The organism is Streptomyces sp. NPDC060366 (assembly GCF_042725135.1).
In the GTDB taxonomy this organism is placed as follows: domain Bacteria; phylum Actinomycetota; class Actinomycetes; order Streptomycetales; family Streptomycetaceae; genus Streptomyces.
In genome coordinates this window covers 1-23,890 of record NZ_JBHXDC010000028.1, presented here as the reverse complement: position 1 = coordinate 23,890, position 23,890 = coordinate 1, and the positions used below count along the sequence as shown (strand labels likewise).

General features: G+C 70.4%; 15 protein-coding genes. 10 read left to right on the top strand and 5 right to left on the bottom strand.

Translation table 11 applies throughout. The features are described 5' to 3' along the window. The first annotated feature begins 74 nt into the window (after positions 1-74). From ACFWHU_RS36050 to ACFWHU_RS36030, 5 genes are all read left to right on the top strand, one after another. Positions 75-1,340, top strand: coding sequence for a CapA family protein (locus ACFWHU_RS36050; RefSeq protein ID WP_385804307.1), 1,266 nt, complete (start codon positions 75-77; stop codon positions 1,338-1,340). Positions 1,341-1,588: 248 nt separating this feature from the next. Beyond that, positions 1,589-3,976, top strand: coding sequence for a HAMP domain-containing protein (locus ACFWHU_RS36045; RefSeq protein WP_387230341.1), 2,388 nt, complete (start codon positions 1,589-1,591; stop codon positions 3,974-3,976). Positions 3,977-3,982: 6 nt separating this feature from the next. Continuing rightward, a complete protein-coding gene (gene pgsB / locus ACFWHU_RS36040) occupies positions 3,983-5,689 on the top strand; it encodes a poly-gamma-glutamate synthase PgsB (RefSeq protein ID WP_385804275.1) in 1,707 nt (568 codons plus the stop codon). Then, on the top strand, positions 5,686-6,168 hold the full coding sequence (locus ACFWHU_RS36035) for a poly-gamma-glutamate biosynthesis protein PgsC/CapC (protein WP_078076708.1): 483 nt from the start codon (positions 5,686-5,688) through the stop codon (positions 6,166-6,168). The genes pgsB and ACFWHU_RS36035 overlap by 4 nt, the downstream gene beginning before the upstream one ends. Positions 6,169-6,227: 59 nt before the next feature. Further along, entirely contained in the window at positions 6,228-7,313 is a 1,086-nt protein-coding gene (locus tag ACFWHU_RS36030) for a C40 family peptidase (protein WP_385804273.1), read from the top strand. Between the two features lie 112 nt (positions 7,314-7,425). Here the strand turns inward: ACFWHU_RS36030 and ACFWHU_RS36025 are convergent, their stop codons facing one another. Together ACFWHU_RS36025 and ACFWHU_RS36020 are read right to left on the bottom strand one after the other, a co-directional pair. Then, positions 7,426-9,276, bottom strand: coding sequence for an MFS transporter (locus ACFWHU_RS36025; protein ID WP_387230338.1), 1,851 nt, complete (start codon positions 9,274-9,276; stop codon positions 7,426-7,428). Between the two features lie 216 nt (positions 9,277-9,492). Then, a complete protein-coding gene (locus ACFWHU_RS36020; RefSeq protein ID WP_387230336.1) occupies positions 9,493-11,214 on the bottom strand; it encodes a D-alanyl-D-alanine carboxypeptidase family protein in 1,722 nt (573 codons plus the stop codon). Between the two features lie 1,631 nt (positions 11,215-12,845). Between ACFWHU_RS36020 and ACFWHU_RS36015 the strand changes: the two genes are divergently transcribed. The 4 genes from ACFWHU_RS36015 (at position 12,846) to ACFWHU_RS36000 (ending at position 17,245) form a co-directional block, all read left to right on the top strand. After that, entirely contained in the window at positions 12,846-13,565 is a 720-nt protein-coding gene (locus ACFWHU_RS36015) for a GPP34 family phosphoprotein (RefSeq protein WP_078076704.1), read from the top strand. Positions 13,566-13,920: 355 nt separating this feature from the next. Continuing rightward, positions 13,921-14,781 carry a helix-turn-helix domain-containing protein gene (locus ACFWHU_RS36010; RefSeq protein WP_385804267.1) on the top strand — a complete coding sequence of 287 codons (861 nt, stop codon included), beginning with the start codon at positions 13,921-13,923 and terminating at the stop codon, positions 14,779-14,781. A gap of 185 nt (positions 14,782-14,966) precedes the next feature. Further along, a complete protein-coding gene (locus ACFWHU_RS36005) occupies positions 14,967-15,230 on the top strand; it encodes a DUF397 domain-containing protein (protein WP_385804265.1) in 264 nt (87 codons plus the stop codon). A gap of 440 nt (positions 15,231-15,670) precedes the next feature. After that, positions 15,671-17,245 carry a sodium:solute symporter family protein gene (locus tag ACFWHU_RS36000; protein WP_387230333.1) on the top strand — a complete coding sequence of 525 codons (1,575 nt, stop codon included), beginning with the start codon at positions 15,671-15,673 and terminating at the stop codon, positions 17,243-17,245. 378 nt (positions 17,246-17,623) lie between these two features. Here ACFWHU_RS36000 and ACFWHU_RS35995 read toward each other — a convergent pair whose 3' ends face one another. Beyond that, positions 17,624-18,739, bottom strand: coding sequence for an ADP-ribosylglycohydrolase family protein (locus tag ACFWHU_RS35995; RefSeq protein ID WP_385804262.1), 1,116 nt, complete (start codon positions 18,737-18,739; stop codon positions 17,624-17,626). A 166-nt stretch (positions 18,740-18,905) separates the two neighbouring features. Then, positions 18,906-21,509: a bifunctional FO biosynthesis protein CofGH gene (locus ACFWHU_RS35990; RefSeq protein WP_387230331.1), complete on the bottom strand. Its 2,604-nt coding sequence runs from the start codon at positions 21,507-21,509 to the stop codon at positions 18,906-18,908. Between the two features lie 97 nt (positions 21,510-21,606). Here ACFWHU_RS35990 and ACFWHU_RS35985 point away from each other — a divergent pair, with 97 nt between their 5' ends. After that, entirely contained in the window at positions 21,607-22,287 is a 681-nt protein-coding gene (locus tag ACFWHU_RS35985; RefSeq protein ID WP_387230329.1) for a hypothetical protein, read from the top strand. Between the two features lie 101 nt (positions 22,288-22,388). Here the strand turns inward: ACFWHU_RS35985 and ACFWHU_RS35980 are convergent, their stop codons facing one another. Next, positions 22,389-23,726 carry an FtsX-like permease family protein gene (locus tag ACFWHU_RS35980; RefSeq protein ID WP_385804257.1) on the bottom strand — a complete coding sequence of 446 codons (1,338 nt, stop codon included), beginning with the start codon at positions 23,724-23,726 and terminating at the stop codon, positions 22,389-22,391. Positions 23,727-23,890: the final 164 nt, after the last annotated feature.

Genomic DNA, 23,890 nt, shown 5'->3' with positions numbered 1-23,890 from the left:
CGGATCAGGGCTCATGTTGCAGTGAAAATATCAGGGTGAGACCACACCGACACACCTCCGACCGGGGCCCCCGCCTGCCCCGGAGCACCGCCGCACTCGTGCTCGCGCTTCTCGCGACGACCGCCGCGGGCTGTTCCCTCGCCGGCGGCGACAGCGACGACGCGGCGCCCAAGGGCGATCCCGCGTTCACCGTGGCCGCCGCGGGCGACATCCTCATCCACCCGCAGCTGACCGAGCAGGCGTACCGGGACGCGGGTGTCACACAGGTCCCCGAGGCGGTCGGCAAGAAGGTCGGCGCCGATGTCCCGGACCCGGACTTCGGCAAGATCATGGCCGGGGTGAAGCCCGTCATCAGCAAGGCCGATCTGGCCATCTGCCACTTCGAGCCGGTGGTGGCCGGGCCGAAGGGCCCCTTCCGCAGCTTCCCCGACTTCCTGGTGCCGCCGCAGATCACCACGGCGATCAAGAAGACGGGGTACGACACCTGCTCGACCGCGTCCAACCACACGCTGGACGACGGCCCCAAGGGCGTCACCCGCACCCTGGACGCCCTGGACGCGGCGGGGCTGAAGCACACCGGTTCCGCGCGCAGCGCCGCCGAGGGCGCGAAGCCGCTGATCGTGGACGTGAAGGGCGTACGGGTGGCACAGCTGTCGTACGCCTTCGGGTTCAACGGCCGCGAGATACCGGCCGACAAGCCCTGGCTCGCCAACGAGAACTCGTTCGACGCCATCGCCGCCGCCGAGAAGGCCGCCCGCAAGGCGGGCGCGGAGGCGGTGATCCTCAGCATCCACTGGGGTCGCGAGCACCATCCCGACCCCAGCGCCTCGCAGCTCAAACTGGGCCGGCGGCTCGCGAAGGAGACCGGGATCGACCTGGTCATCGGCCATCACGCGCATGTGGTGCAGCCGATGGAGAAGGTGGACGGCACCTGGATCGCGTACGGCCTCGGGAATCAGCTCGCCCGGCACGACGTGCCGTCCGGGCTGACCGAGGAAGGCGTCATCGGCTGGTTCGAGTTCCGGAAGAAGTCGGGTGGCGGCTGGGACGTGGAGGCGCGGTACGTGCCGACCTTCGTCACCATCCCGCCGGAGGAGGGCGAGGAGAGCGACGCGGACGGCGCGGGCGTCGAGCAGTCCACCGACGGCGGTACGGGCACCAAGGGCGCGGCGAAGGACCACCGGCTGCTGGACATAGCGGGCGCGCTGCGCGCGGACAAGGATCTGTCGGCCGAGGAGCGCGCCCAGTACCGGCTCGCCTTCGAGCGCACCCGGGGCACGATGCTCAACCGGGGTGCCTCGAACGACGGTCTGCGTCCGCTGAGCGAGCTGCCCGACTGAGGGGACACACGGCGTTGCGCCCGATCGGGCGAGCACACACCGGTGCGCCCCGATTGGGCGGAAACCGTGACGACCCGCGCGCGTTGACGGAATCACTCGGTCCAAACGTCGCGTAGATCACACCCGTAACTCTTCGTGCAACCTTCACCAAGGCTTGCGAGTCGGACCCTTCCGGCTGGGGCTGTTTTCCGCGCGCCCGCACGCACGCACAGCGCCCGCCGATCACGAACATCCGAAAGGGAACGCTCATGGCCGCTTCGCCCGCGAAGCGACGGCACAAGGTCCGCAGGCGGGCCGACATGTCCCTCTTGGGCGGCATCCGCCCACCCATCGCGATCCTGTCCGCACTGCTGCTCTCGCTTGCCGGAATCACCGCCCTCGGCTTCGGCCGCGCGGGTGAGGAATCCGTACCGAAGGCCGTCATGACCTCGCAGCAGCACTTCGCCGAGGACGGCGCGGTGGCGATGCGTGCCTCCATCGACGAGAGCGCCGCCGACCTGGCGAGAACCGCCGGACTGTTCAACGCGGGGGATCCGGCGCAGCCGGACGCCGTGGTCGACAAGATCGGCAGCGTCTACCAGAAGTGGGTGGGCACCGCCGTCGTCGAGATCTCCTCGGGCAAGATGCTCGCGGCCCGTGGCGAGAACGTTCCCGTCGCCGCGATCGACACCGCCAAGCTCTCCGAGAAGGACGGTCTCAGCCCCCGTATGGTGCGCCTCGCCAACGGCGAGACCCGGCTGCTCTCCTTGGAGCTGCTGTCCTGGGAAGGACAGCCCCAGCAACTGCTCATCGCCTCCAGCAGCCTGCGCTTCCCCGGCATCAGCCTCGGCAAGTTCCGCTCCATCGCCGTCATCGACAGCACCGGGCGCATCCTCAGCAGTGACGGCATCCCGGAGAGCGAGCAGGTCCTCACCGAGGACCAGCGCACCGGTGTCGAGCGGTCCAAGAAGCAGCTGAAGGCGTTCGCCGGAGTCGCCGCCAAACGGGCCGAGGAGCACCCCCTCAAGGCCAACGTGCCCGGCGAGGGCGGCTACATGGGCGTCAGCGGCAGTCTGCGCGGGGACACCTTCCAGGGTGACCGCGCCGTCGCCGGTTACGCGGCCCTCACCGGCCCGGAGCCCGGCAAGGGCACCGTCGCCACCTCGCTCGGACTGACCGTCGTCGCCATGGTGGACGTGGCCGAGGACCCGACGCGGGTCACCGACCCGCTGTTCGGGCTGCTGGCCGCCGGCGCGCTGCTGCTGATCGGCGCACTCGCCGTCGGCGTGCTGCTCGGTACGGTCCAGCGGCCGCTGCTGCGGCTGTTCCTGGAGAGCCGCCGGCTCACCCGGGGCGATCTGACCCGGCCCGTGCGGGTGCCCCGCCACGGCGAGGCCGCCCGGATCGGTCAGGCGCTGGAGCGGCTGCGCCGCCAGCTCCTCGGCGAGCGTTCCGACGCGGACACGGCCGGGGCGGGCCGCCGGGGCCGGATCGGGGCCCGCGCCCTGCTCGTCGTCTGCGGCATCCTGCTGCTCGTGTGGTCCGGCCCGATGCTGCTCCTGGTCAACCGGGCCGACGCCACCGCCGTCGTACCGGAGCAGATCACCAACGACCAGCGTGAGCGCACCGACACCCTCTCCGACCGGGTGCGCCGCTCGCTCAACGAGGGCCACGCGGACCTGGTGTCCGTCGCCGGTCTGCTCGGCGCGCGCACCTCGCCCGAGGACATGACGAAGGTGCTGGACCGCACCCGTAACGAGCACGCGCGCTACCGCTCGCTGTACGTACGCGCCGCGGACGGCACGATCCTGGCCCGCTCCGGCGAGTCCCCCCGGCTGTCCGACGAGCCGAAGGACGGCGCCACGGACGGTGGCAAGGACGACGGCGGGAAGAACGGCGGCAAGGACGGCAGGCCGTTCGCCGACGACATCACCGTCCTCAACGACTCCGGTACGGAACCCGTCATCGCGAGCTACGCCGAACTGTCCGGACGCGACGGCAGCACGGTCGTCGGCGAGTTCCGCATCGACTTCATCAACTCCCTCCTCAAGCGGCCGGGGCTCGGCGAGATCCGTGTCATCGACGCCGAAAGGCGTGTCCTCGGCGGCAACTCGGGCTATCTGGCCTTCGAGGACCTGCCCTCGGCACGGCTGGACGAGCTGGCCGCCGGCACCGGTCAGAAGACCGGCATAAGCGCCCGCGCGGGCGCCGTCGTCTACCGCGACGGAGACGGCGTACAGGTCGCGGGCGCGGCCCCGTTCGTCGGCGGCGGCGCGGCCAAGTCGCTCAACTGGATGGTGGTGAGCTGGCAGCCGGCCGCCGGGCTCGCGATCCCCGAGTACAACCTCCAGAACCGCACCGTCCTGGCCGGTCTGCTCGGCATCACCGCAGCCGCCGCGTGCCTGGGCTGGCTGCACATCATCGTCGTACGGCCGCTGCGCGAAGTCGCGAAACAGGCCGAGTCGCTGGCGGGCGGCGACCGTCGCACCGTGCTCTACCCACGCCACCACGACGAGGTCGGCGCCATCGCCCGCTCTCTCGAACTGCTGCGCCAGCAGGTGCTCGAACAACGCAAGCGGGACGGCGCGGGAGTGACGACGGCCCCGGCCGCCGTCCCCGCCCAGGCACCAGTCCAGGCACCTGCCGGAAGGAACTGACCGCTCGTGCTCTTCCTCTACACCGTACTGATGGTGTGCTGCGCGTTCCTGCTGGTCGCGGGCGTCGTCGAGCAGCGCCGCCACTTCACCAACCTCAACCGCATCCCCACCCGCGTGCTGGTCAACGGCATCCGCGGCAAGTCCTCCATCACCCGGCTCTGCGCGGGCGCGCTGCGCGGCGGCGATCTGGTCACCGTCGCGAAGACCACCGGCACGGCCGCCCGCTTCATCCACCCGGACGCCACCGAGGAGCCGGTCTACCGGAAGTTCGGCATCGCCAACGTGGTGGAGCAGATCGGGATCGTACGGCGCGCCGCTTCCTACAACCCCGACGCGCTGGTCATCGAGTGCATGGCCGTCATGCCGGCGCTCCAGGAGATCAACCAGTCCAAGCTGATCCGCTCCACGATCGGCGTGCTGTGCAACGTCCGTGAGGACCATCTGGCCGAGATGGGGCCGACGCTGGACGACGTGGCGCGCTCGCTGTCGCGCTCGATGCCGGAGGACGGCATCTGCGTCACTGCGGAGAAGGATCGTTTCGACATCCTCCAGGAGGAGGCGGACGCGCGGAACTGCCAGTTGATCTACGCGGATCCGGAGACGGTCAGCGACGAGGAGCTGCGCGGCTTCAGCTGGTTCACCTTCAAGGAGAACGTGTCCATCGCGCTGAAGGTCGCCGAACTGCTCGGCGTGGAGCGCGAGACGGCGCTCCAGGGCATGTACGACGCCCCGCCGGACCCGGGAGTCCTCTCGGTCGAGCGGTACCTCACGCCGGACGGCAAGCGGCTGCGGTTCGCGAACGTCTTCGCGGCGAACGACCCCGAGTCGACGCTGATGAACATCAACCAGCTCCTCGACCTGGGCGCGATCCACCGCCCGCTGAACGTGGTCGTCAACTGCCGTCCCGACCGTGTCGAGCGCAACGGCCAGATGGGCGAGATCGTCCCCGACCTCCAGCCGGACAAGGTCTTCGTCATCGGCCACCCGGCCAAGAGCGCGATCGACGCGATCCCGGCGGAGTGGCGCTCGCGCGCGGTGGACCTGGGCGGTGACAAGCGCGATCCGGAGGAGTTCATGCGGGAGCTCCTGGCGCAGCTCGGGCCGGACTCGTCGCTGGTCGCGATCGGCAACATCCACGGCCAGGGCGAGCTGCTGCTGGAGCAGCTGGCCGAGCTGCCGGCGGACGAGACGCCGGACCCGGAGCAGGACGCGGTCCCGGCCGCCGTACCCGCTCCCGCGTCGGCCGCCTCGGCTCCCGCCCCGGCTCCCGCTTCGACGGCGGTCGCGGTCCCCGACCCGGCCGGTGACCCGGCGGCGACGGCTGCGCTCCCGGTGGTCGTACCGGACCAGAGCCCCCGGCGTGCGATCGAGCCGGCCACCGAACTGGTGGCCCGGCTGACCGCGCGACCGCCCGCGCAGGCGTCCCCCAACCCACCGGCCAACCCACCGGCCGCCGCGCACCCGCGCCACGAGGAGACGCTGACGCTCCACCGCTACTCGCCGCACATCGACCCGTACCAGCCCTACTCCGAGGCGTACGAGCAGCGCTACCAGCACCAGCAGCCCGCCCGGCCCCGCGGCCCGTTCGAGCCCGTACGGATGCCGACCAACGCCACGGACGAGCCCGCGCCCGAGCCCGAGTCCGACCCCGAACAGCAGCCCCGGTACGGCCGCACCCCGCACCCCCCGCAGAGTCCTGGAGAACCCCGTTGATCCCCGCAGTTCTCACGCCCGAGATCGCCGCCATAGGCATCGGCCTGGGCCTGATGTTCTCCCTGATCTGCTACCTGACGACCAATCTCTCCCCCGGTGGCATGATCACCCCCGGCTGGCTGGCGCTGACGCTCGTCGAGGACCTCCAGCGCGCCGCCATGGTCGTCGGCGTGACCGTGCTGACGTACGTGACCACGCTGCTCGTCCAGCGCTTCGTGATCCTCTACGGCAAGCGGCTGTTCTCCGCGGTCGTCCTCATCGGTGTGCTTCTCCAGGCGACGGTGATGCTCGTGCTGTCGCTGGAGTTCCCGCTGCTGTACGCGAACCAGACGCTCGGCTTCATCGTGCCGGGCCTGATCGCGTACCAGCTCGTCCGCCAGCCGAAGGGGGCGACCATACTCGCCACCGGCACGGTCACGCTCATGGCGTACGTCGTCCTCACAGCCGGCATCCTGCTCGGCGCCCTGCCCACCACGTGACCGGCCGTCCGACCGCCCACGTGACCCAGATACCTGGACCCTGACGGAGCTGACCTCTCATGAGTGCCAAGGCCAAAAAACGTGGTGGCCGCCGTGTCCTGCACGCGGTGACCGTCATCGCGCTGCTCGCCGGCAGCGCGTACCTCACCGTCGAACTCCGCAAGGACGAACAGGCGAAGGCGCCCGCCGTCCAGGCGATCACGGACACCCCGGACCTGACGTCCGCGGGGGACGCGGAGTCCGGCGAGCAGAAGTGGGAGCGGCTGAAGAACCCCGACCGCTCCGTGCTGCGCTCCGGGAGCGGTGCCGTGCTGGCCACCTTCACCGACGGCGCGCGCACCGCGACCCTGACCGGGCCGAGCCGTACGTTCTCCGAGCCGACGAGCACCAAGTCGCGGGTGGTGACGGAGAACTGGGTGCGGCTGATGCCCGAGCCGTGGATCAAGGACGGGCAGAAGGAGAAGTGGTTCAAGGACTGGTTCGAGGAGTTCTTCGGCAGCGAGGAGGACGACCTGTTCGCGTACTCCTTCCAGTACGTCGAGGGCGCCCCGGTCAAGGAGGACGGCGAGGGCACCCCGTACGCGGGTGACGCGGACTTCGGCCCGATAAACCCCGAGGGCAGCGAGGGCGCGGACTACCGGCTCGAACAGTCGGACTTCTACGACTACCTGGGCATCCCGTACACCTTCCGCGACGGCACCTCCATCCAGCCGGAGCAGAAGCGCTACCGCTCCATCGACTGCTCGGGCTTCATCAGGACGGTCTTCGGCTACCGGGGCCGGTTCCCGCTGATGGCCGACGACAAGAGCGGTGACGGTCTGCCGCGTACCGCGAACGGGATGGCCCGCTCGAAGGCCGGCACGGACGTCATCAAGCTGTCGGGCGGCTCGCCGCCGTACGAGCGGCCGAAGTCGATCAGCGTCCTCCAGCCGGGCGACCTGGTCTTCTTCAAGCTCGACGCGCGGACCAAGGAGCGGCTGGACCACGTCGGGATGTACATGGGCGTGGACACCGACGGGCACCAGATCTTCGTCTCCAGCCGCGAGGAGGTCAACGGCCCGACGATCGGCGACAAGGGCGGTACGTCACGGCTGGACGGCAACGGCTACTACGCGAAGACGCTGCGCAGCGCGAAGCGGCTCTGAGCGGCTCCGAGCGGTTCTGAGCGGTTCTGAGCGGTTCTGAGAAGAGACGAGGGCCGCCCGGCCAGGAGCGGGGCGGCCCTCTTCAGCGCTCATCCGCGCTCATCCGCGATCGTCAGCCCTCGTCGCGCAGTTCCTCCGGGCACGGCGTGCCCGGACGCAGCTGGTACGGGGCCGCGATGCGGTACGTCCCCGGGCGCGGGGCCAGCAGCTCCGTCCACTCGTCGCCGTCGGTGTTCTTCTCCGCCCGGAACACACAGCCGTTCGGGTTGGTGAACTTCTTGGGACCGTCCTCGTCCGCCTTGGACGCGACCGTCTCCTCCGGGCGGTCCAGGCTCTCGCCCTTCTCGTCGACGACGGCGAGCCAGCGCGAGTACGGGATACGGATCAGCACCTTCCCGGCGGTCTTCACCTCTATCGTCAGCTCGTCGGCCGACGCCCGCTGCACCACGGCCGGCGGGTCGGCCAGCGGCATCGGGTCCTGGACCTCGTAGAGCTGCCAGTTGGCGTCGCCCCACAGATGGTTCAGATAGGGCAGGCCGCGCTGGACGAGCTCCGCCTCCAGGCCCGCGCCGTTGTCCGGCCTGCCCTTGGGCAGCACCACGTAGGCGACGGCCCAGCGGTCGAGCCAGGCGCGGTAGCTGTCGTCGGTGAGGCTGTCGTCGTAGAAGAGCGGGTTGCGCTCCATGTCGGCCTGCCGGTTCCAGCCGCGGGCCAGGTTGACGTACGGCGCGAGCGCCGACGCCTCGCGGTGGCTGCTGGCCGGGACGACCTCCACCCGGCCGCGCTCGGCGCCGACCTCCTGCAACTCGTTCACCAGCGGCGCCAGTTCACGGGTCCAGGACGCGGTGGGGGCGGTGCGGATGATGTCGTCGACGCCCTTGAACCCGATCCAGAAGTTGAACGCGACGAAGGCCAGGACGAGCGCGTACCACTTGCGTGAGCGCGGCGCCGCGTACGGCAGCGCGGCGAGCAGCACCACACCGCCGACGATCATCGCGAGCCGCGAGACGTTGGAGCCGATCTGTGAGTCGATCCCCCAGGTCAGCAGGACGCCGATGCCGTAGACGGCGGCGGCGGTGCGGACCGTGTGCCAGTCGCGCGGCACGAGGAAGAAGGCGACGACGGCGAAGATGAAGGGCAGCGACGCGGTCCCGAGCGACATCGGCTGGGTGCCGGAGAACGGGAACAGCCAGGCGGAGAGCGCGACGACGGCGACCGGGGCGAGCCCGACCGCGTACGCCCCCGGCCGCCGCTTGTTGAGGAAGAGCGCGGCGGCGACGACCCCGAGGAACAGCCCCGCCACCGGGCTCGCGGCGGTCGCCAGCCCGGCGAGCGGCGCGGCGACCACGGCCTTGGCCCAGCGCTTGTAGCGCCAGCGGTGCGGCCAGCAGAAGACGGCGGCGACGGCGCCGAGCGCGAACATCGTGCCGAGGCCGAACGTCACGCGGCCGGAGAGCGCGTTGCAGAGGAAGGCGAAGACCCCGGCGAACGAGCACGCCAGCGGATTCCGGACGGCCTTGACGCGGTAGAGGATCAGCGAGGTCAGGGCGGCCGAGACGGTCCCGACGATCATCATCGTCGTCCGGACGCCGAGCACCGACATCAGATACGGCGAGACGACGCTGTACGAGACGGGGTGCATCCCGCCGTACCAGGCGAGGTTGTACGCGGAGTCCGGGTGGCGGCCGACGAACTCGGCCCAGGCGTCCTGTGCGGCGATGTCGCCACCGCTGTTCGCGATGAAGAAGAACCAGAAGAGGTGGACGATCCCGGCGACCGTGCCGGTGAGCAGGACGGGGTGACGCAACACGCGGCTGCGCAGGTCCTTGGCGGGCTCGGGGGGCTCGGAGGTCCCGGCGTTCCCGGTGGTCTCCGCGGTGCCTGCGGTGCCTGCTGTTTTTCCCTCCGTTTTGGCGGGCTCGGTGATGCTGCCGTCGGCTCGCTTCGGCTCAGCGGTGGTCACTGCGACTCTCCCCGTCTCACCGTCAGCCCGGTGTGCCGGCCCTCCCGAGGTCCGTCCGGCCCTGGAGGAAGTAAGGACGCCGTCCCCGCGTCCTGAGTTGCCTGGCTGCCCTGATCGCTGACGGATCTCGGACGCTAGCACGCGGCCGGGGTCGGGGAGGACGCCGTTTCCGGCGCCCTCCCGTGCTAGTCGGGCGAACAGGATCGACCGGCCGGCTCAGCCGACCCGCGTCAGCTTGTCGCCGAACGTGGGCTCGGCCAGGTCGCCCTGGAGCGCGACGGCGACCTCCACCCGGCTCTTGCCCTCACCCACGGTGAGCAGGCCGACGTGGGTCCCGGCGGCTGCCGACTGCGGCAGTTTCTTGCCCTCGTCGGACAGTTCGAGCTTGACGGTGAGGCCCGACCAGCCGACCGCCTTCACGTCCTCGGTGGCGACGACCGGCGCCGTCGTCCCCATGCCGTTGTCGAACTCGCCGACGACCTGACCCTTCTTCACGATCGTCGCGCCCTCCAACTCGTCCTGCGTCGCGAGCATGACGTCCTTGCTCACCGCGTTGACGGTGTCGATGATCGGCGCCCTGTGCTGGCCGAGGACGGCGCCGACGATCAACTGGTCGGTGTCGCCGACCGTCTTGTGCGCGGCGAAGAGGAGATTGCCGCCCGCCTTGGTGGTGGAGCCGGTCTTGATGCCGAGCGCGCCGTCGTACGGGACGAGGGTGTTGTAGTTCCGCCAGGTCTTGCCCGACGGGTCCTTCCACTCGGGCAGCTTGGTGATGTCCATCAGCGCCTCGATCTCGACCAGCTTCTGGCCGAGCTTCACCTGGTCCTCGGCGGAGCTGACCGTCGTCGCGTCGAGCCCGGACGGGTCGGTGTACGTGGTGTTCTTCATGCCGAGCTCTTCGGCCGTGTCGTTCATCTTCTTGACGAACGCCTCCTCGGAGCCGTCCGCGTTCCAACGGGCCAGGAGACGCGCGATGTTGTTCGCCGACGGGATCATGAGGGCGGCCAGCGCGTCGTGCTGGGTGAGCTTGTCGCCCTCCTTCACGGTGTTGAGCGTCGACTCGCCCTGCGCGTCGAGCCCGCCGTCCTCCTCGGCCTTGGCGTCGACCGTGATCGACGGGCCCTCGGCGCCCTTGGCCAGCGGCTTGTCCTTGAGGACGACGTAGGCCGTCATCGCCTTGGCGACGCTGCCGATCGGTACGGCCTTCTGCTCACCGAACGAGTCGACGGTGCCGAGGCCGGTCGCCGCCATGAAGCCCTGGCCCTCGCCGGGCCAGGGCAGGGCGGGCTTGTCGCCCTCGAAGGTGTACGTCGACTTCGCCGTCAGGTTCAACGAGGGCGCCGGGAGCGGACGCACGGCCTGTACGACCGCAAAGATGATCAGTACGAGTACGAGCAGCGGCGTCCAGATCTTGACCCGCCTGACGACCGTACGGGTGGGGGTCTCGGGCGGCGCGGGCTTGTTCGTCAGCTCGGCGAGCAGATCGAGCGGCGGCAGCGGCGGCATGGGCTGCTGCCGGGTCCGCTCGGCCTCGGCGACGCCGGTGGCGCTGCCGGCGGCGGGCGCGGGCGCGGCGGGCTGCGCCTGGTCCGACCGGAGGGGTACGAACTTGCTGGTCCGCTCGGCGGGCAACTCCGGCGCGGGCGCCGGGGGCTGCGGCGGGAGCTTGAGCATGGCGGTGGGCTGATCGACGCCGGGCCGCTTGAGCGCCTTGAAGACGGCGGTCTTCCGATCGACACCGGCCTCCGGCGTGGTTTCCGGCTCCGCACCTGCGGCGGCGCCGTGTCCACCGGACTGCCGCCCGGAGTCGGTCCGGGCGGGCGCGGCGTCGGACCGCGACGCGGACGGCGCCGTGCCGGGCTTCGCCGCGGCAGGAGCGCCCTCCGGCCCAGTGGATGCGGTCTCGGACCGCGACTCGGCCGACCGCCTGAAGTTCACTCCCGACCCGCCGGTCTTCGTCGCGCCGGCCGCGGCGCCGGGCTTCCGCCCGAACCCGGTTTCCGCCTTCGCCGGAGCAACGTCCGCCTCTGAGTCGGAGCCTGCCTGGTCGCCCCCCGGGCGGGCAGCGCCGGACTCGGCTGCCGATTCGGAAGCGGTGGGAGCGGCCTCCGGCCCGCCTTCCGGTTTCGCCGAAGCCACGTCCGCCGGACGGGCAGAACCGGTCCCTGCTGCCGACGCGGCAGGCACGGCGTCGGGCTTCGCCGGGGTGCCTTCGGCCTCCGCACCAGCGGCGGCCTGGCCGCCTGCCGGCCGGGCGGCCACGCCGTCGGGCTTCGCCCCGGCCGCCGACTCGGAAGCGGCCTCCGGCCTGTTTTCCGGCTTCGCCGGAGACACGTCCGCCGGACGGGCAGAACCGGTCCCTGCTGCCGACGCGGCAGGCGCGGCGTCGGGCTTTGCCGGGGTGCCTTCGGCCTCAGTACCAGCGGCGGCCTCGCCGCCTGCCAGCCGGGCGGGCACAGCGTCGGGCTTCGTCCCGGCCGTCGACCCGGACTCGGCGAGCGCGGCCTCCGGCCCGCCTTCCGGCTTCGCCACCGGGCGGGCGGACCCGCCCTCGGGCGCGTCATCCCCCCTCCGCACGGAAGCAGTTTCCGGCTTCGCCGGGGCGACGTCCGCCTCCGCGTCGGAGGCAGCCTGGCCGCCCACCGGCCGGGCGGGCCCAGCGGCGGGCCCAGACGCGGACGACGTCGTAGTGGTCACTCCCGACCCACCCTCGGACTCATCCGCCGAACCGGCGGGCGCGTCATCGGTCCTGCGCTCGGAGGTGGCTTCCGGCTTCGCCGCGGCGACGTCCGCCTCCGCATCGGAGGCGCCGGCGTTGGATCGCAACTCGGACAGCGACGTGGCGGTCACTCCCGACCCGCTCTCGGACTCGTCCACCGGCTCCGCCGAGGCGACGTCCGCATCCGAGCTGCCCGGCCCGGACCCGGCAGGCGCGGTATCCGACTTTGCCGGAGCAACGTCTGCATCCGTGCTGGAGGCGACCGGTTCGGACGGCTCCGTCGAGGTCACTCCTGACCCACGCTCAGGCTCGGACTCCGGCTCGGTCCGGGATTCCGGTTCGGGCGAGGCCGCAGGGCGTACGGGCTCCGCCGCTCCCGCCGAAGACCCCTTCGCGGCCGCCACAGGCGCCTCAGCGGCCTCAGGAGCCCCAGAGGCTCCCCCGGCCCCCCGGACCGTGAATACGGCCGTCGAGTGGTCGACAGCGGCCTCCGGGGAACCGTCGGCGCCCGGGGTCGCGTCCTTCGTCGCATCGGGCCCGTCGACGGCGGCCGACTCTCGGAAGACCGCGAACCTCGGGTCCTGTTCGTGAGTCGCCTCCCCCGACGACTTCCGCTGCTCCGACTTGTCGGGGGACTCGCCCGCCACCGTGCCTCCTCATGCGTGTGCGACGCGTTTCGCGCGCTACGCCGCACTCTCCGAACCGATTATCAGTGTCCTGTGTGAAACCACAGCCCAAGTGCAAGACGAGAACGACATACATAACGGTTCCCGCACAAAGCGACCAGGCACCCTCGACAGACCAATGTGAGAGGGGTCACCCTGTCATTCATCCACGCGGGGAGGCATGGATGGGCAGGAGCCGCAGAACAATTCCGGAGGAGCTTCTGTTGCTCGCTCTGGACCCGGCCACGGGTACCACAGCGCAGCCGCAGTCGCTCGACCTCGGCCTGGCCGGAGCACAGCTAGTAGAGCTGGCTCTGGCAGGACGGATAGCCCCTGACGGGGATCGTATCGCCGTGGTGATGCCACGGCCGACCGGAGATCCGACATTGGACTCCGCACTGGAGCTGTTGCGCAGACGCGGCAGCCCGGTTCGCGCAGTTCACTGGATCGGCGGACCCCGACTGGGGCTCCGTCAGATTTACCTCTCGCATCTGGAGCGGTGCGGCATGGTTCATGCCGTGGCGGGCCAGATGTGCGGAGTGCTGCCGACGACTCGCTACCAGGCGACGGAGACGGCGATCAGCCGCGACATCAGGTCACGGCTGGACAGTGCGATCCGCACCGGCGTACCGCCGGACCCGCGGACCGCGGCGCTCGCCGCACTGGCCCACGCGGTCGGTCTGGGCAAGCACCTGTACCCCGGTAACGAGGGGCGCTCGTCGCGCTCCCGGCTCCGGGATCTGATCAGACACGACCCGATGGGCGGTCTCGTGGCGCATGCCGTGATGGACGTCCAGAACGGTGCGGCCGCTCAGCCGCGCCGTAATCCCGCACCGGGAGGCCGGCCTCCGGCCGTACCGATGCAACCGCACCGCGGGAGCATGGCCCGCGTCGCGGCGCACTGAAGGCACCACACGCTCCACACGCACGACACGAGAGAGCCGCACCTGAAAGAGCACGAACACGCACCGACAGGACCGCACGCGGTACCGGAAACCGCCGCGCCGACGTCCCCAGAGACCCGGTTCGGGAGCCGCAAGAGACGCGCGGGGCCAGCCGTACGACAGGCTGTCCCGCGCGTCGCGCGTCCCGCGGCACCGGGCGGCGCCCGAATACCGGACCTGGCCACGGTGTGTCCACTTACCACCCGCGCATTCCCCTCTGTCGCCGTTTTCCAGCGCGGTCGGGCCCATCGGTGGCAGTCTGCTGAGACGTAGACACACAGCGCTACGCAGTTACTCAGCAGGAGGTGCCGTTTCCGTGGCGTCCAACGTCAATCCCACCGTCAGGCGACGCCGATTGGGCCAGGAGTTGCGCCGGCTCCGCGAGGTCAAAGGCATGACGGCGGAGGAGGTGGCGGAGCGCCTGTTGGTCTCCCAGTCGAAGATCAGCCGTCTTGAGAACGGTCGCCGTTCCATCAGTCAGCGCGATGTCCGCGACCTGTGCGGTGTGTACGAGGTCGAGGACAACCGCATTGTCGAGTCGCTGATGCAAATGGCCAAGGACTCGCGCCAGCAGGGCTGGTGGCACGCATTCGGCGATATCCCGTACAGCGTCTACATCGGTCTGGAGACGGACGCGGCCTCGCTGCGCGTGTACGAGTCACTCATCGTCCCCGGTCTGCTCCAGACGCGTGAGTACGCCCAGGCGGTCATCGAGGGCATGTGGCCGGAGGAGACACCCGGCGACATCGAGAAGCGGATCCAGATCCGGCTCAAGCGCCAGGACCGGCTGACGGACCCCCACGACCCGCTGCGCTTCTGGGCGGTCATCGACGAGGCGCTGTTGCGGCGTGTGGTGGGCAGCCCCCAGATCATGGCCGCCCAATTGGGGCACCTCGCGCAATTGAGTGCCCAACCCCATGTGACACTTCAGGTGGTTCCCTACGATGTGGGCGCTCATCCGGGTATGTACGGCAAGTTCGCGATCCTCGAATTCCAGGAAGCGGCGGATGCCACCGTCGTCTACTTGGAAGGAGTGACGAGCGACCTGTACCTGGAGAAGGCGAATGACGTACAGAGCTACACCGTCATGTACGAGCATCTCCGGGCCAAGGCCCTCAGCGCCGAACAGTCGAGGGAGTTCATCGACAGGATCGCCGCCGACTACGCGAAGAGTTGACGGCGGCTTGACCGTGAGTTGACGGTGATTTGGTGGCGACTTGACGGATCATCAGGTCAAGAAGCGCGCATCGTACACTCGTAAGGGTCAAAGAGGTAAGCCGCTTCGGTAATTGCCACTCGGTTGAGTGAACGCTGAATGAAACCAATGATTTCACCGCGTAGCGTCGATCAAGTCAGAGCGCAATGCGGCGCGCTGGTAAATCGACTTGTGTCAGTCTGGCACGACCCACCGGAGCGATCATGGTTAATAAGCGAGCCTCTTTGACCCAGTGGACGAAGTCCACCTACTCGGCGAACGGGGACTGCGTAGAAGTACGCGCGCATCCCGCGACAGCGGTCTCCGTCCGAGATTCGAAGAATCTCGGCGGTCCCGTCCTCAGTTTCGCCCCGAAAGCCTGGGAGACCTTCGTGACCGACTCCGCAGGGACGTCGGCCACGACCATCTGAAACACCTCGGTGAGCGGTACGCGTACGCCCACCGGGCCCCAGCCCTCTCGACTGGTCGCCGTCCCGGCCGAGGGGGCTTTCACCTTTTCCGGCGCGGAAGCGGCTCACCGCTCGGTCTCTCGATCGGTCCCCTCTTCCGGTCCGCGCGGAACCCGCATCCCGCGCGGCCCTCTCCATGGACGGCCGGAGTCTGACGAAGTGCCCGCCCATCGTGTGGTTCCCGTCGCGTTCACGACAACGCCTCGCGAGGTCAAGAACAAGCAAAATGGTTCGGCTTTCTGATTCGCGTTCACACCTATGACCGCAGAAACCCTTGACCCGCTGCCGCGACTAGCGGTTCAATCCCCGAAGTCCCCGCTCCCGCACGGGGGCCGCTGACCGGACGTTGTACTGACGAAGTGCACCCCCACGTTCACAAGGCGGACCCCTGGAGGGGGCACATGAACAGTCTCGACTGGACCGTGCTCATCGGATACTTCGGTGTGATGGTCGCGATCGGCGTCTGGTCCCACAAGCGCGTGGGCGACGTCCACGACTACTTCACGGCCGGCGGCAAGATGCCGTGGTGGCTGTCGGGCATCTCGCACCACATGTCCGGCTACAGCGCGGTGATGTTCACCGGCTACGCGGCCATCGCGTACACCTACGGCGTCACGTCGTACGTGACCTGGTCGTTCCCCATCGCCATCGGTATCGCGATCGGGGCCAAGCTCTTCGCGCCCCGGCTCAACCGGGTGCGCTCGCGGCTGCGGGTGTCGTCGCCGCTGGAGTATCTGAAGAACCGCTACAACCTGCCCACCCAGCAGGCGCTCGCCTGGTCGGGCGTGCTGCTGAAGATCGTGGACGTCGGCGCCAAGTGGGCCGCCATCGCGACCCTGTTGTCCGTCTTCACCGGTGTCTCGCTCAACATGGGCATCCTGATCACGGGCGCGGTCACCGCGATCTACTGCACCGTGGGCGGACTGTGGGCGGACGCCCTGACCGAACTGGGTCAGTTCATCATCCAGTTCGTCGCCGGCATCGCGATGCTCATCGCCGTCCTGGCGGAGCTGGGCGGCTTCAGCAGTCTGTGGAACGTCTGGGACGAGCCCGAACTCCAGGGCCACACCGAGCCGTTGGCCGGGCCGTACATGATGGTCTTCCTGATCGCGTATCTGTTCATCAAGACCTTCGAGTACAACGGCGGCATGTGGAACCAGGCGCAGCGCTACATGGCGACCGACTCCGCGAAGTCCGCGACGCGCTCCGCGGCCCTGTCCGCCGTGCTGTGGCTGGTCTGGCCGCTGGTGCTGTTCTTCCCGATGTGGGTCGCGCCGGTCCTCATCGACACGGACGTGCCGGCCGACAGTTACGCCCTGATGGCCGAACAGCTCCTGCCGCACGGCCTGCTGGGCCTGGTCATCGTCGGATTCTTCTCGCACACGATGGCCATGTGCTCGTCGGACGCGAACGCCATCGCGGCGGTCGTGACCCGCGACATCATGCCCGCGGTGTCGCGCCGCGTACGGGAGTGGGACACGCGGGCCGGGCTGCTGGCCGCCCGCTGGACGACGCTGCTGTTCCTCGGCCTGTCGATGGCCATCGCGACGCAGGTCAACTCGCCCTTCTTCGGCGACATCATCACGGTCGTCATCAAGTGGGTCGCCGGGCTCATGGGGCCGATCGCGATCCCGCTGATGCTGGGTCTGCTGCCGTGGTTCCGCAGGAGCGGTCCCACGGCCGCGCTGATCAGCTGGGCCGTCGGACTGGTCACCTTCTGGCTGGTCAACTACCCGATCAGCTGGAACGTGGACGGCGGGGTGCCGCTCCAGTACCAGGTGTCGATCCCGCTCGCCGTCTCGCTGGTCCTCTACGTCGTGATCGGCTTCATCAAGCCGGAGGACACGCCGGAGCGTGACGCGGTGCTGGAGAAGATCAACAACGACGACGACGGTTCGGGCGCGCGCGGTGTGGTGCCGGGGCCGGCGGAGGCGGGTGACGCGAAGCAGCTCGGCCGCGAGGGCGCTTCCGGCTGACGGGCCCGCGCCTCGTCCTGTTGCCGGGCCCGGACCCGCCCAACCGGGCCCGGCCGGTGGCCGGTTGTGTCCTCAATCGCCGGACGGGCTTGATGCGCGCCCGGCCCGGCGGGGGTTCGTCCTCAAACGCCGGGCGGGGTGGATGTGCGCCGGGCCGGGGGTGGTGTCCTCAATCGCCGGACGGGCTTGATGTGGCCCGGGCGAGCTGTGATGCGCCGGACCGGCTGGAGATGCCCGCCGGGCGGGGTGAATGCCCGCCCGGCGGGATAGATGTAGGCCGGACCGGCTGGATGTGCGCCCGGGCGGGTGCACATTCAGCCCGTCCGGCGATTGAGGACGGACGGCAACCACGAGTGGGGTCCGCCTCAAGGCACCCCCTCAGCCCCGGGGATACCTCGTCAGCCAGCCCGAGGATGTGATCGACGGGCCGTGCAGGGCCGGGCCTTGGGTCATCTCCATCGCGAAGTCGTCCGCGATCTCCAGCAGCGTCGCGCGGCCCTCCAGCTCCGCCAGCCACGCGGGCGGCAGTGCCGTCTCCCCGTGCATCGCGCCCAGCAGCGCCCCGCAGAGCGCCCCCGTCGCCGAGGAGGGCCCGTCGTGGTTGACGGCCAGCCGCAGGCCGTGGCGTACGTCCTCGCCCACCAGCGCGCAGTACACGGCCACCGCGAGCGAGTCCTCCGCCGCCCGGCCCTCCGCGAGCACCGAGACCCGGCCCGGGGTCGGGATGCCCTGCCGTACGGCTCCGAGCGCCTGCCCCAGCGCGTCGGTGACCGGCTGGTGGCCGGGGCGCTGGGTCAGCAGCGCCAGGGCCCGCTGCACGGCCGCGTCGACGCTGTCTCCCCGCGCGACGCCGTGCACGATCACGGCGAAGGCCCCGGCCGACAGATACGCGGTGGGATGGCCGTGCGTCTGCGCCGCGCACTCCACGGCGAGCTGGCAGACCAACTGCGGCTCCCAGCCCACGAGCAGCCCGAACGGCGCCGAGCGCACGACGGCGCCCGCGTCGCGCGCGGTGGGGTTCTTGGGCTTCTCCAGCGTGCCCATCAGCTCGTCGCCCAGCCCGGTCAGACAGGACACGGAAGGATCGCGGCGCGCGTACAGCCACTCCTCCTGGGCGAGCCAGCCGTTGTCCTTGCGGCGTTCGTCGGGTCCCCAGTCGCTCTGGGTGGCGGCCCACCGCAGATAGGCGCGGTGCACGTCGGTCGGCGGATGCCAGGCGCCGGTGTCGCGCCGGACCTGGGCGCGGATGAGGCCGTCGACCGTGAAGAGGGTCAGCTGCGTCGCGGCGGCGACCGCGCCACGCCGGCCGTACGCGGGGGCGAAGTCGGTGACGCCCTCGGCGCCGTGCGCGGTCCGGGTCTCGTCGAGGGTGAGCGTGTCGACCCCCGCACCCAGCGCGTCGCCGATGGCTCCCCCGAGAAGGCACCCGCGGACGCGGCTGCGGAAGTCCTGCTGCTCCGCCCGGCCCCATATGGCGGTGGCTGGCCTGTTCACGCGTCCCTCCCTCCGAGTCGTGGAACGCGCTCTGGCGCAGCACTGTAATCGAACGGGAACGGACGGTTCGGCACGGGCGTGTCCGGGTCCGCCGGGGTGTGGCGGTTCGTCCTCAATCGCCGGACGGGACCGCGTACACGGCCCGTCCGGCGATCGGCCGCACGGCCTACTCGGGCAGCAGCGGCAGCAGCTCCGGCAGGTGCCCGTCGGACGCCGCCGCCGCCCGTACGCGCTCCTCGGGGACCTCGCCGTACAGCGTGGTCCGCGGCCTGGCCGGCCGGCCCGCGGCCTCGGCGATCGCGATCAGGTCCTTGACCGAGCGGTACGAGCCGTAACTGGAGCCCGCCATCCGGGAGATGGTCTCCTCCATCAGCGTCCCGCCGAGGTCGTTCGCGCCGGAGCGCAGCATCTCGGCGGCGCCTTCCGTGCCGAGCTTCACCCAACTGGTCTGGATGTTGGTGATGTAGGGGTGGAGGAGCAGCCGGGCCATCGCCATGACCGCGCGGTTGTCGCGCGTGGTCGGTCCGGGGCGGGCGATGCCGGCCAGATAGACGGGCGCGTTGGTGTGGATGAAGGGCAGCGTGACGAATTCGGTGAAGCCCTCGCGGCCCGCCTCCAGCGCCTTGCGCTGCATACCGGCCAGCGTGCGGAAGTGCCCCAACCAGTGGCGGGGCTGGTCCACATGGCCGTACATCATCGTGGAGCTGGAGCGGATGCCCAGCGAGTGCGCGGTCTCGACGACCTCGATCCACGTCGCCGTCGGCAGCTTGCCCTTGGTGAGGATCCAGCGCACCTCGTCGTCCAGGATCTCGGCGGCCGTGCCCGGGATCGAGTCGAGCCCGGCCTCCTTCGCGGCCGTGAGCCATTCGCGGATCGACATCCCGGTGCGCGACGCGCCGTTGACGACCTCCATCGGCGAGAAGGCGTGCACGTGCATGCTGGGGACGCGTTCCTTGACGGCGCGCGCGATGTCGAAGTACGCCGTGCCGGGCAGGTCGGGGTGGATGCCGCCCTGCATGCACACCTCGACGGCGCCGACGTCCCACGCCTGCGCGGCGCGGTCCGCGACCTGGTCGAGCGAGAGGGTGTACGCGTCGGCGTCCGTACGGCGCTGGGCGAAGGCGCAGAAACGGCAGCCGGTGTAGCAGACGTTGGTGAAGTTGATGTTGCGCGTGACGATGTACGTGACGTCGTCGCCGACCACCTCACGGCGCAGTTCGTCGGCGATCCGGGTCAGCGCGTCGAGGGCGGGGCCGTCCGCGTGCAGCAGCGCGAGTGCCTCGTCGTCGGTGAGTTTCGTCGGGTCGGCGGCGGCCTGCTTCAGCGCCTGCTTGACGTCGGTGTCGATCCGCTCGGGCACCATGCCGGGCGCGGCGGCCTCGCGCAGCGCGTCCCAGTCGCCGTACACGTGGTCGAAGTCGTCGCGGCGGTCGCCGGTGCGGCCCTCGGTGTCGATGGTGCGGTGCAGGTCGGTACGGCCGGTGGCGGTGAAGCCCTCGTCGGGCTCCTGCCACGGCAGTCCGGCCGGCTTGACGTCCTCGCGGGCGAGGCCGGTGACGGGGTCGGCGAGCGCGCGCACGTGCGGCATCACACGCGGATCGAGCCAGGGTTCGCCGCGTGCGATGAACTCCGGGTAGATCGTGAGGCGTTCGCGCAGCTCGAAGCCGGCGGCGGCGGTGCGCTCGGCGAGCTGGTCGATCTGCGGCCAGGGGCGCTCGGGGTTGACGTGGTCGGGGGTGAGCGGCGAGACGCCGCCCCAGTCGTCGATGCCGGCGCCGATGAGGAGCGCGTACTCCTCGTCCACGAGGTTGGGCGGGGCCTGGATCCTGGCCGCCGGGCCGAGGAGGTGCCGGGCGACGGCGATCGTCGAGGCCAGCTCCTCCAGTTCGGCGTCGGGCATGGCGCGCATCGCGGTGTCGGGCTTGGCTCGGAAGTTCTGGACGATGACTTCCTGGATGCCGTGGTAGGCGCGGGCGGTGCGGCGCAACTCGAAGAGGGAGTCGGCGCGCTCCTCGTAGTCCTCGCCGATGCCGATCAGGATGCCGGTGGTGAACGGGACGTTGGAGCGGCCCGCGTCCTCCAGGACCCGCAGCCGTACGGCGGGCTCCTTGTCCGGCGAGCCGTGGTGCGGGCCGCCGGGCTCGGACCAGAGGCGGGTGGCGGTGGTCTCCAGCATCATGCCCATGCTGGGCGCGACGGGCTTGAGCCGCTGGAAGTCGGTCCAGCCGAGCACGCCGGGGTTGAGGTGCGGGAGGAGGCCGGTCTCCTCCAGAACGCGGATGGCCATGGCCCGTACGTACGCCAGGGTGTCGTCGTACCCCTCGGCCGCCAGCCACTCCTTCGCCTCGGGCCAGCGGTCCTCGGGGCGGTCGCCGAGGGTGAACAGCGCTTCCTTGCAGCCCATTTCGGCGCCCTCGCGGGCGATGGCGAGGACTTCGTCGGGCGACAGGAACATGCCGTGCCCGGCCCGGCGCAGTTTGCCGGGGACGGTGACGAACGTGCAGTAGTGGCACTTGTCGCGGCAGAGGCGGGTGAGCGGGATGAAGACCTTGCGGGAGTACGTGATGATCCCGGGCCGCCCGACGGCTTCGAGCCCCGCGTCGCGTACCCGCGCGGCCGAGGCGGCGAGGTCCTTGAGGTCCTCCCCGCGGGCCTGGAGCAGGACGGCGGCCTCCGTGGCGTCGAGCGCGACGCCGTCCCTGGCTCGTTTGAGGGCGCGGCGCATGGCGTTGGCGGTGGGGGCGGAGGGGGCCGTGGCGCTCGTCGTCATATGTCCGAGCATACGAGCGGGGCCAGGGGATTTCGGCTGCCGGATGAGTAGGTGAGCGGATGCCCACATTCGGGGATACGGGAATAACTTCGATCGTATGAACGACGCGAAGGACTTGACGGACTCCACCGACTCACCGGGCCCGACCGCCAAGGGCGCGGGTGGCGCGCTGCGGGGCGTCGGGATCGGCTGCGGGGTGCTCGTCGCCGTACCGGTGCTTCTCGTACTCGGCTTCCTGGTCACGTACTCGGTGCAGCGCGGGACGCCGGAGGAGTACGAGCGCGTCGACCCGCAGGCGATGATGACGCGTATCGGGGACGTGTCGCAGGAGTCGTACGAGGTGCTCGGCTTCAAGACCGCCGTCGGGTCCGAGGCGAGCAGCGATTTCTGTTACCCCGGCGGACTGGAGAGCATGGCGGACGAGCCGGTGGACGGCGCGTACAGCCTGTCGCACCGCTGGTCGGTGGACGGTGTGACGGAGACCGACGCCGCGGCCGCGCTGAAGCGGCTGCGCGGGCATCTCAAGGACGAGGGCTGGGACATCGATTCGTACGAGAGCGACGCGGAAGCCGCGTACGGGCCGGAGTTGCGCGCCTCGCGCGGCGGCCCCTCGGACGACGGTGGCGACATCCGGGCCGTCTTCGAGTGGCGGGACCATCAGGGGCGGTTCGAGGGCGGCGTCCACGCGCCGTGCGCGTACGACCCCGACGCCGGGCCGGGCACGGAGCCGGCCACGGACGCCGAGTCGGAGGTCGAGCCGCCGGAGCTGCGGCCGTAACGGCCGTAAGAGGAAAGCCCGGAGGGGCAGTCGCGGTGTGCGACTGCCCCTCGGCGGCTTCCGGTGTCAACTCGTGCGGTGTCAGGCCCTGCGGTGTCATGTCAGGCGGCCAGGGTCACCGCCTCGACGGCCGGGGTGCGCAGGCCGCGGTATGCCGTACCGACGCTGGTGACGATCGTCGCGACGGCGCCGATCCCGACCACGACCAGCCAGATCCCGAGGTCCTGGTCCGGGATGGCGGTGTCGGTGCGGACCATGCTGAAGGGGATGACTCCGGCGACCGCCGCCACCGTCGCGAAGAACACGCCGGTCACGGTCAGGATGACCGATTCGAGGCCGATCATGCCGAGGATCTGCGCCGAGGTGGCGCCGGCGAGGCGCTGCTGGCCGAACTCCCTGGTGCGGTAAGTGGTCGCCGCGTAGAGGCTGTTGATCAGCATGATGCAGGAGAAGACCACGATGATCCCGACGACCACGTAGTTGAGCGTCTCGACGTTCTTGTCCTCGCCGGTCGGGGCGATGCCGGACGCCTTGGCCGCGTCGCTCTGGATGGCCTGCATGTAGAGCGTGGCGCAGGCGATGCCGATGAAGAGGATCAGCGGCATGAGCACGCCGGAGAGCTGCGAGGCGCGCTGCCGCATGTTGTGCACTGTCAGATAGCCACTGGCGCCGGTGAGCGCGGTGATGGGACGGGCCAGGGCGCCGAGCAGGATGCGCAGGATCGCCGGCGCGAGGATCGCGAAGCCCGCGGCGAGCAGGATCGCGCCGTAGACCGGGCCGGCCATCAGCGCGGCGTCCGTCTCGTCCAGCGCGAAGGTGGAGAAGACCCCGCCGATGCCCAGGACGAGGGCGGCGACTCCGGCGAAGTTCTTGCCCCGGCCCCGCGGCTTGGCGCCGCCCGCTGCGGCCTTGGTCGCCCGGCGTACCGCGAGGAACGCGGCGCCGACGGAGGCCACCATCGTGATGGCGAATCCCGATGCCATCGCGATCGGGCCGAAGCTGAAGTCCACACCCTGGGCGACCTGGTCGGTGTCCTTGAAGAGGACGAGCAGCCGTTCGCCGCCGAGCATCGCCGGACCGAACGCCAGCACGGTCCCGACGACCGCCACCGCGACGGCCTCGAACACGACCATCCGCTTGATCTGGGCGGGGGTCGCCCCGCTGCGGCGGAGCAGTGCGATCTCCTCGTCGCGCTGGCGGACGTTGACGGTGAGGGTGGAGGCCACGGCGAAGAAGACGAGGAAGGTGCCGTAGCCGCCGACCACGCTCGCGGCGATGGTGAGGGTTTCCTTGCTGAGTGCGTCGATGCCCGGCGCCGACGCCGTGTCGTGCATCGAGTTGAAGGTCATCACGACCACCGCGCCGAGGAACGTCGAGAGCAGGGTGGCGATGAAGCGCCCGGGGCGCTGTCGGACGGAGCGCATGGCGAGAGTGAACATCGGTCAGATCCCTGCGTAGGCGTTGTCGGCGGACTGGGCGAAGGGCTGGGCGGCGGACCGCTCGGCCGGCTGGTGGATGGTGTCGCCGAGGTGGGCGAGGCGTTCGGCGACGGTGTCGACGGTGGGGTGGTCGATGTGTCCGGCGAGGCGGCCGTCGGCGAGGA

Excerpts from the sequence above, each read along its gene's own strand:
- ACFWHU_RS36045 (WP_387230341.1), top strand. The coding sequence starts at position 1,589 with ATGGCCGCTTCGCCCGCGAAGCGACGGCACAAGGTCCGCAGGCGGGCC.
- ACFWHU_RS36030 (WP_385804273.1), top strand. The coding sequence starts at position 6,228 with ATGAGTGCCAAGGCCAAAAAACGTGGTGGCCGCCGTGTCCTGCACGCG.
- ACFWHU_RS36015 (WP_078076704.1), top strand. The coding sequence starts at position 12,846 with ATGGGCAGGAGCCGCAGAACAATTCCGGAGGAGCTTCTGTTGCTCGCT.
- ACFWHU_RS36005 (WP_385804265.1), top strand. The coding sequence starts at position 14,967 with ATGCGGCGCGCTGGTAAATCGACTTGTGTCAGTCTGGCACGACCCACC.
- ACFWHU_RS36000 (WP_387230333.1), top strand. The coding sequence starts at position 15,671 with ATGAACAGTCTCGACTGGACCGTGCTCATCGGATACTTCGGTGTGATG.
- ACFWHU_RS35990 (WP_387230331.1), bottom strand. The coding sequence starts at position 21,509 with ATGACGACGAGCGCCACGGCCCCCTCCGCCCCCACCGCCAACGCCATG.
- ACFWHU_RS35985 (WP_387230329.1), top strand. The coding sequence starts at position 21,607 with ATGAACGACGCGAAGGACTTGACGGACTCCACCGACTCACCGGGCCCG.
- ACFWHU_RS35980 (WP_385804257.1), bottom strand. The coding sequence starts at position 23,726 with ATGTTCACTCTCGCCATGCGCTCCGTCCGACAGCGCCCCGGGCGCTTC.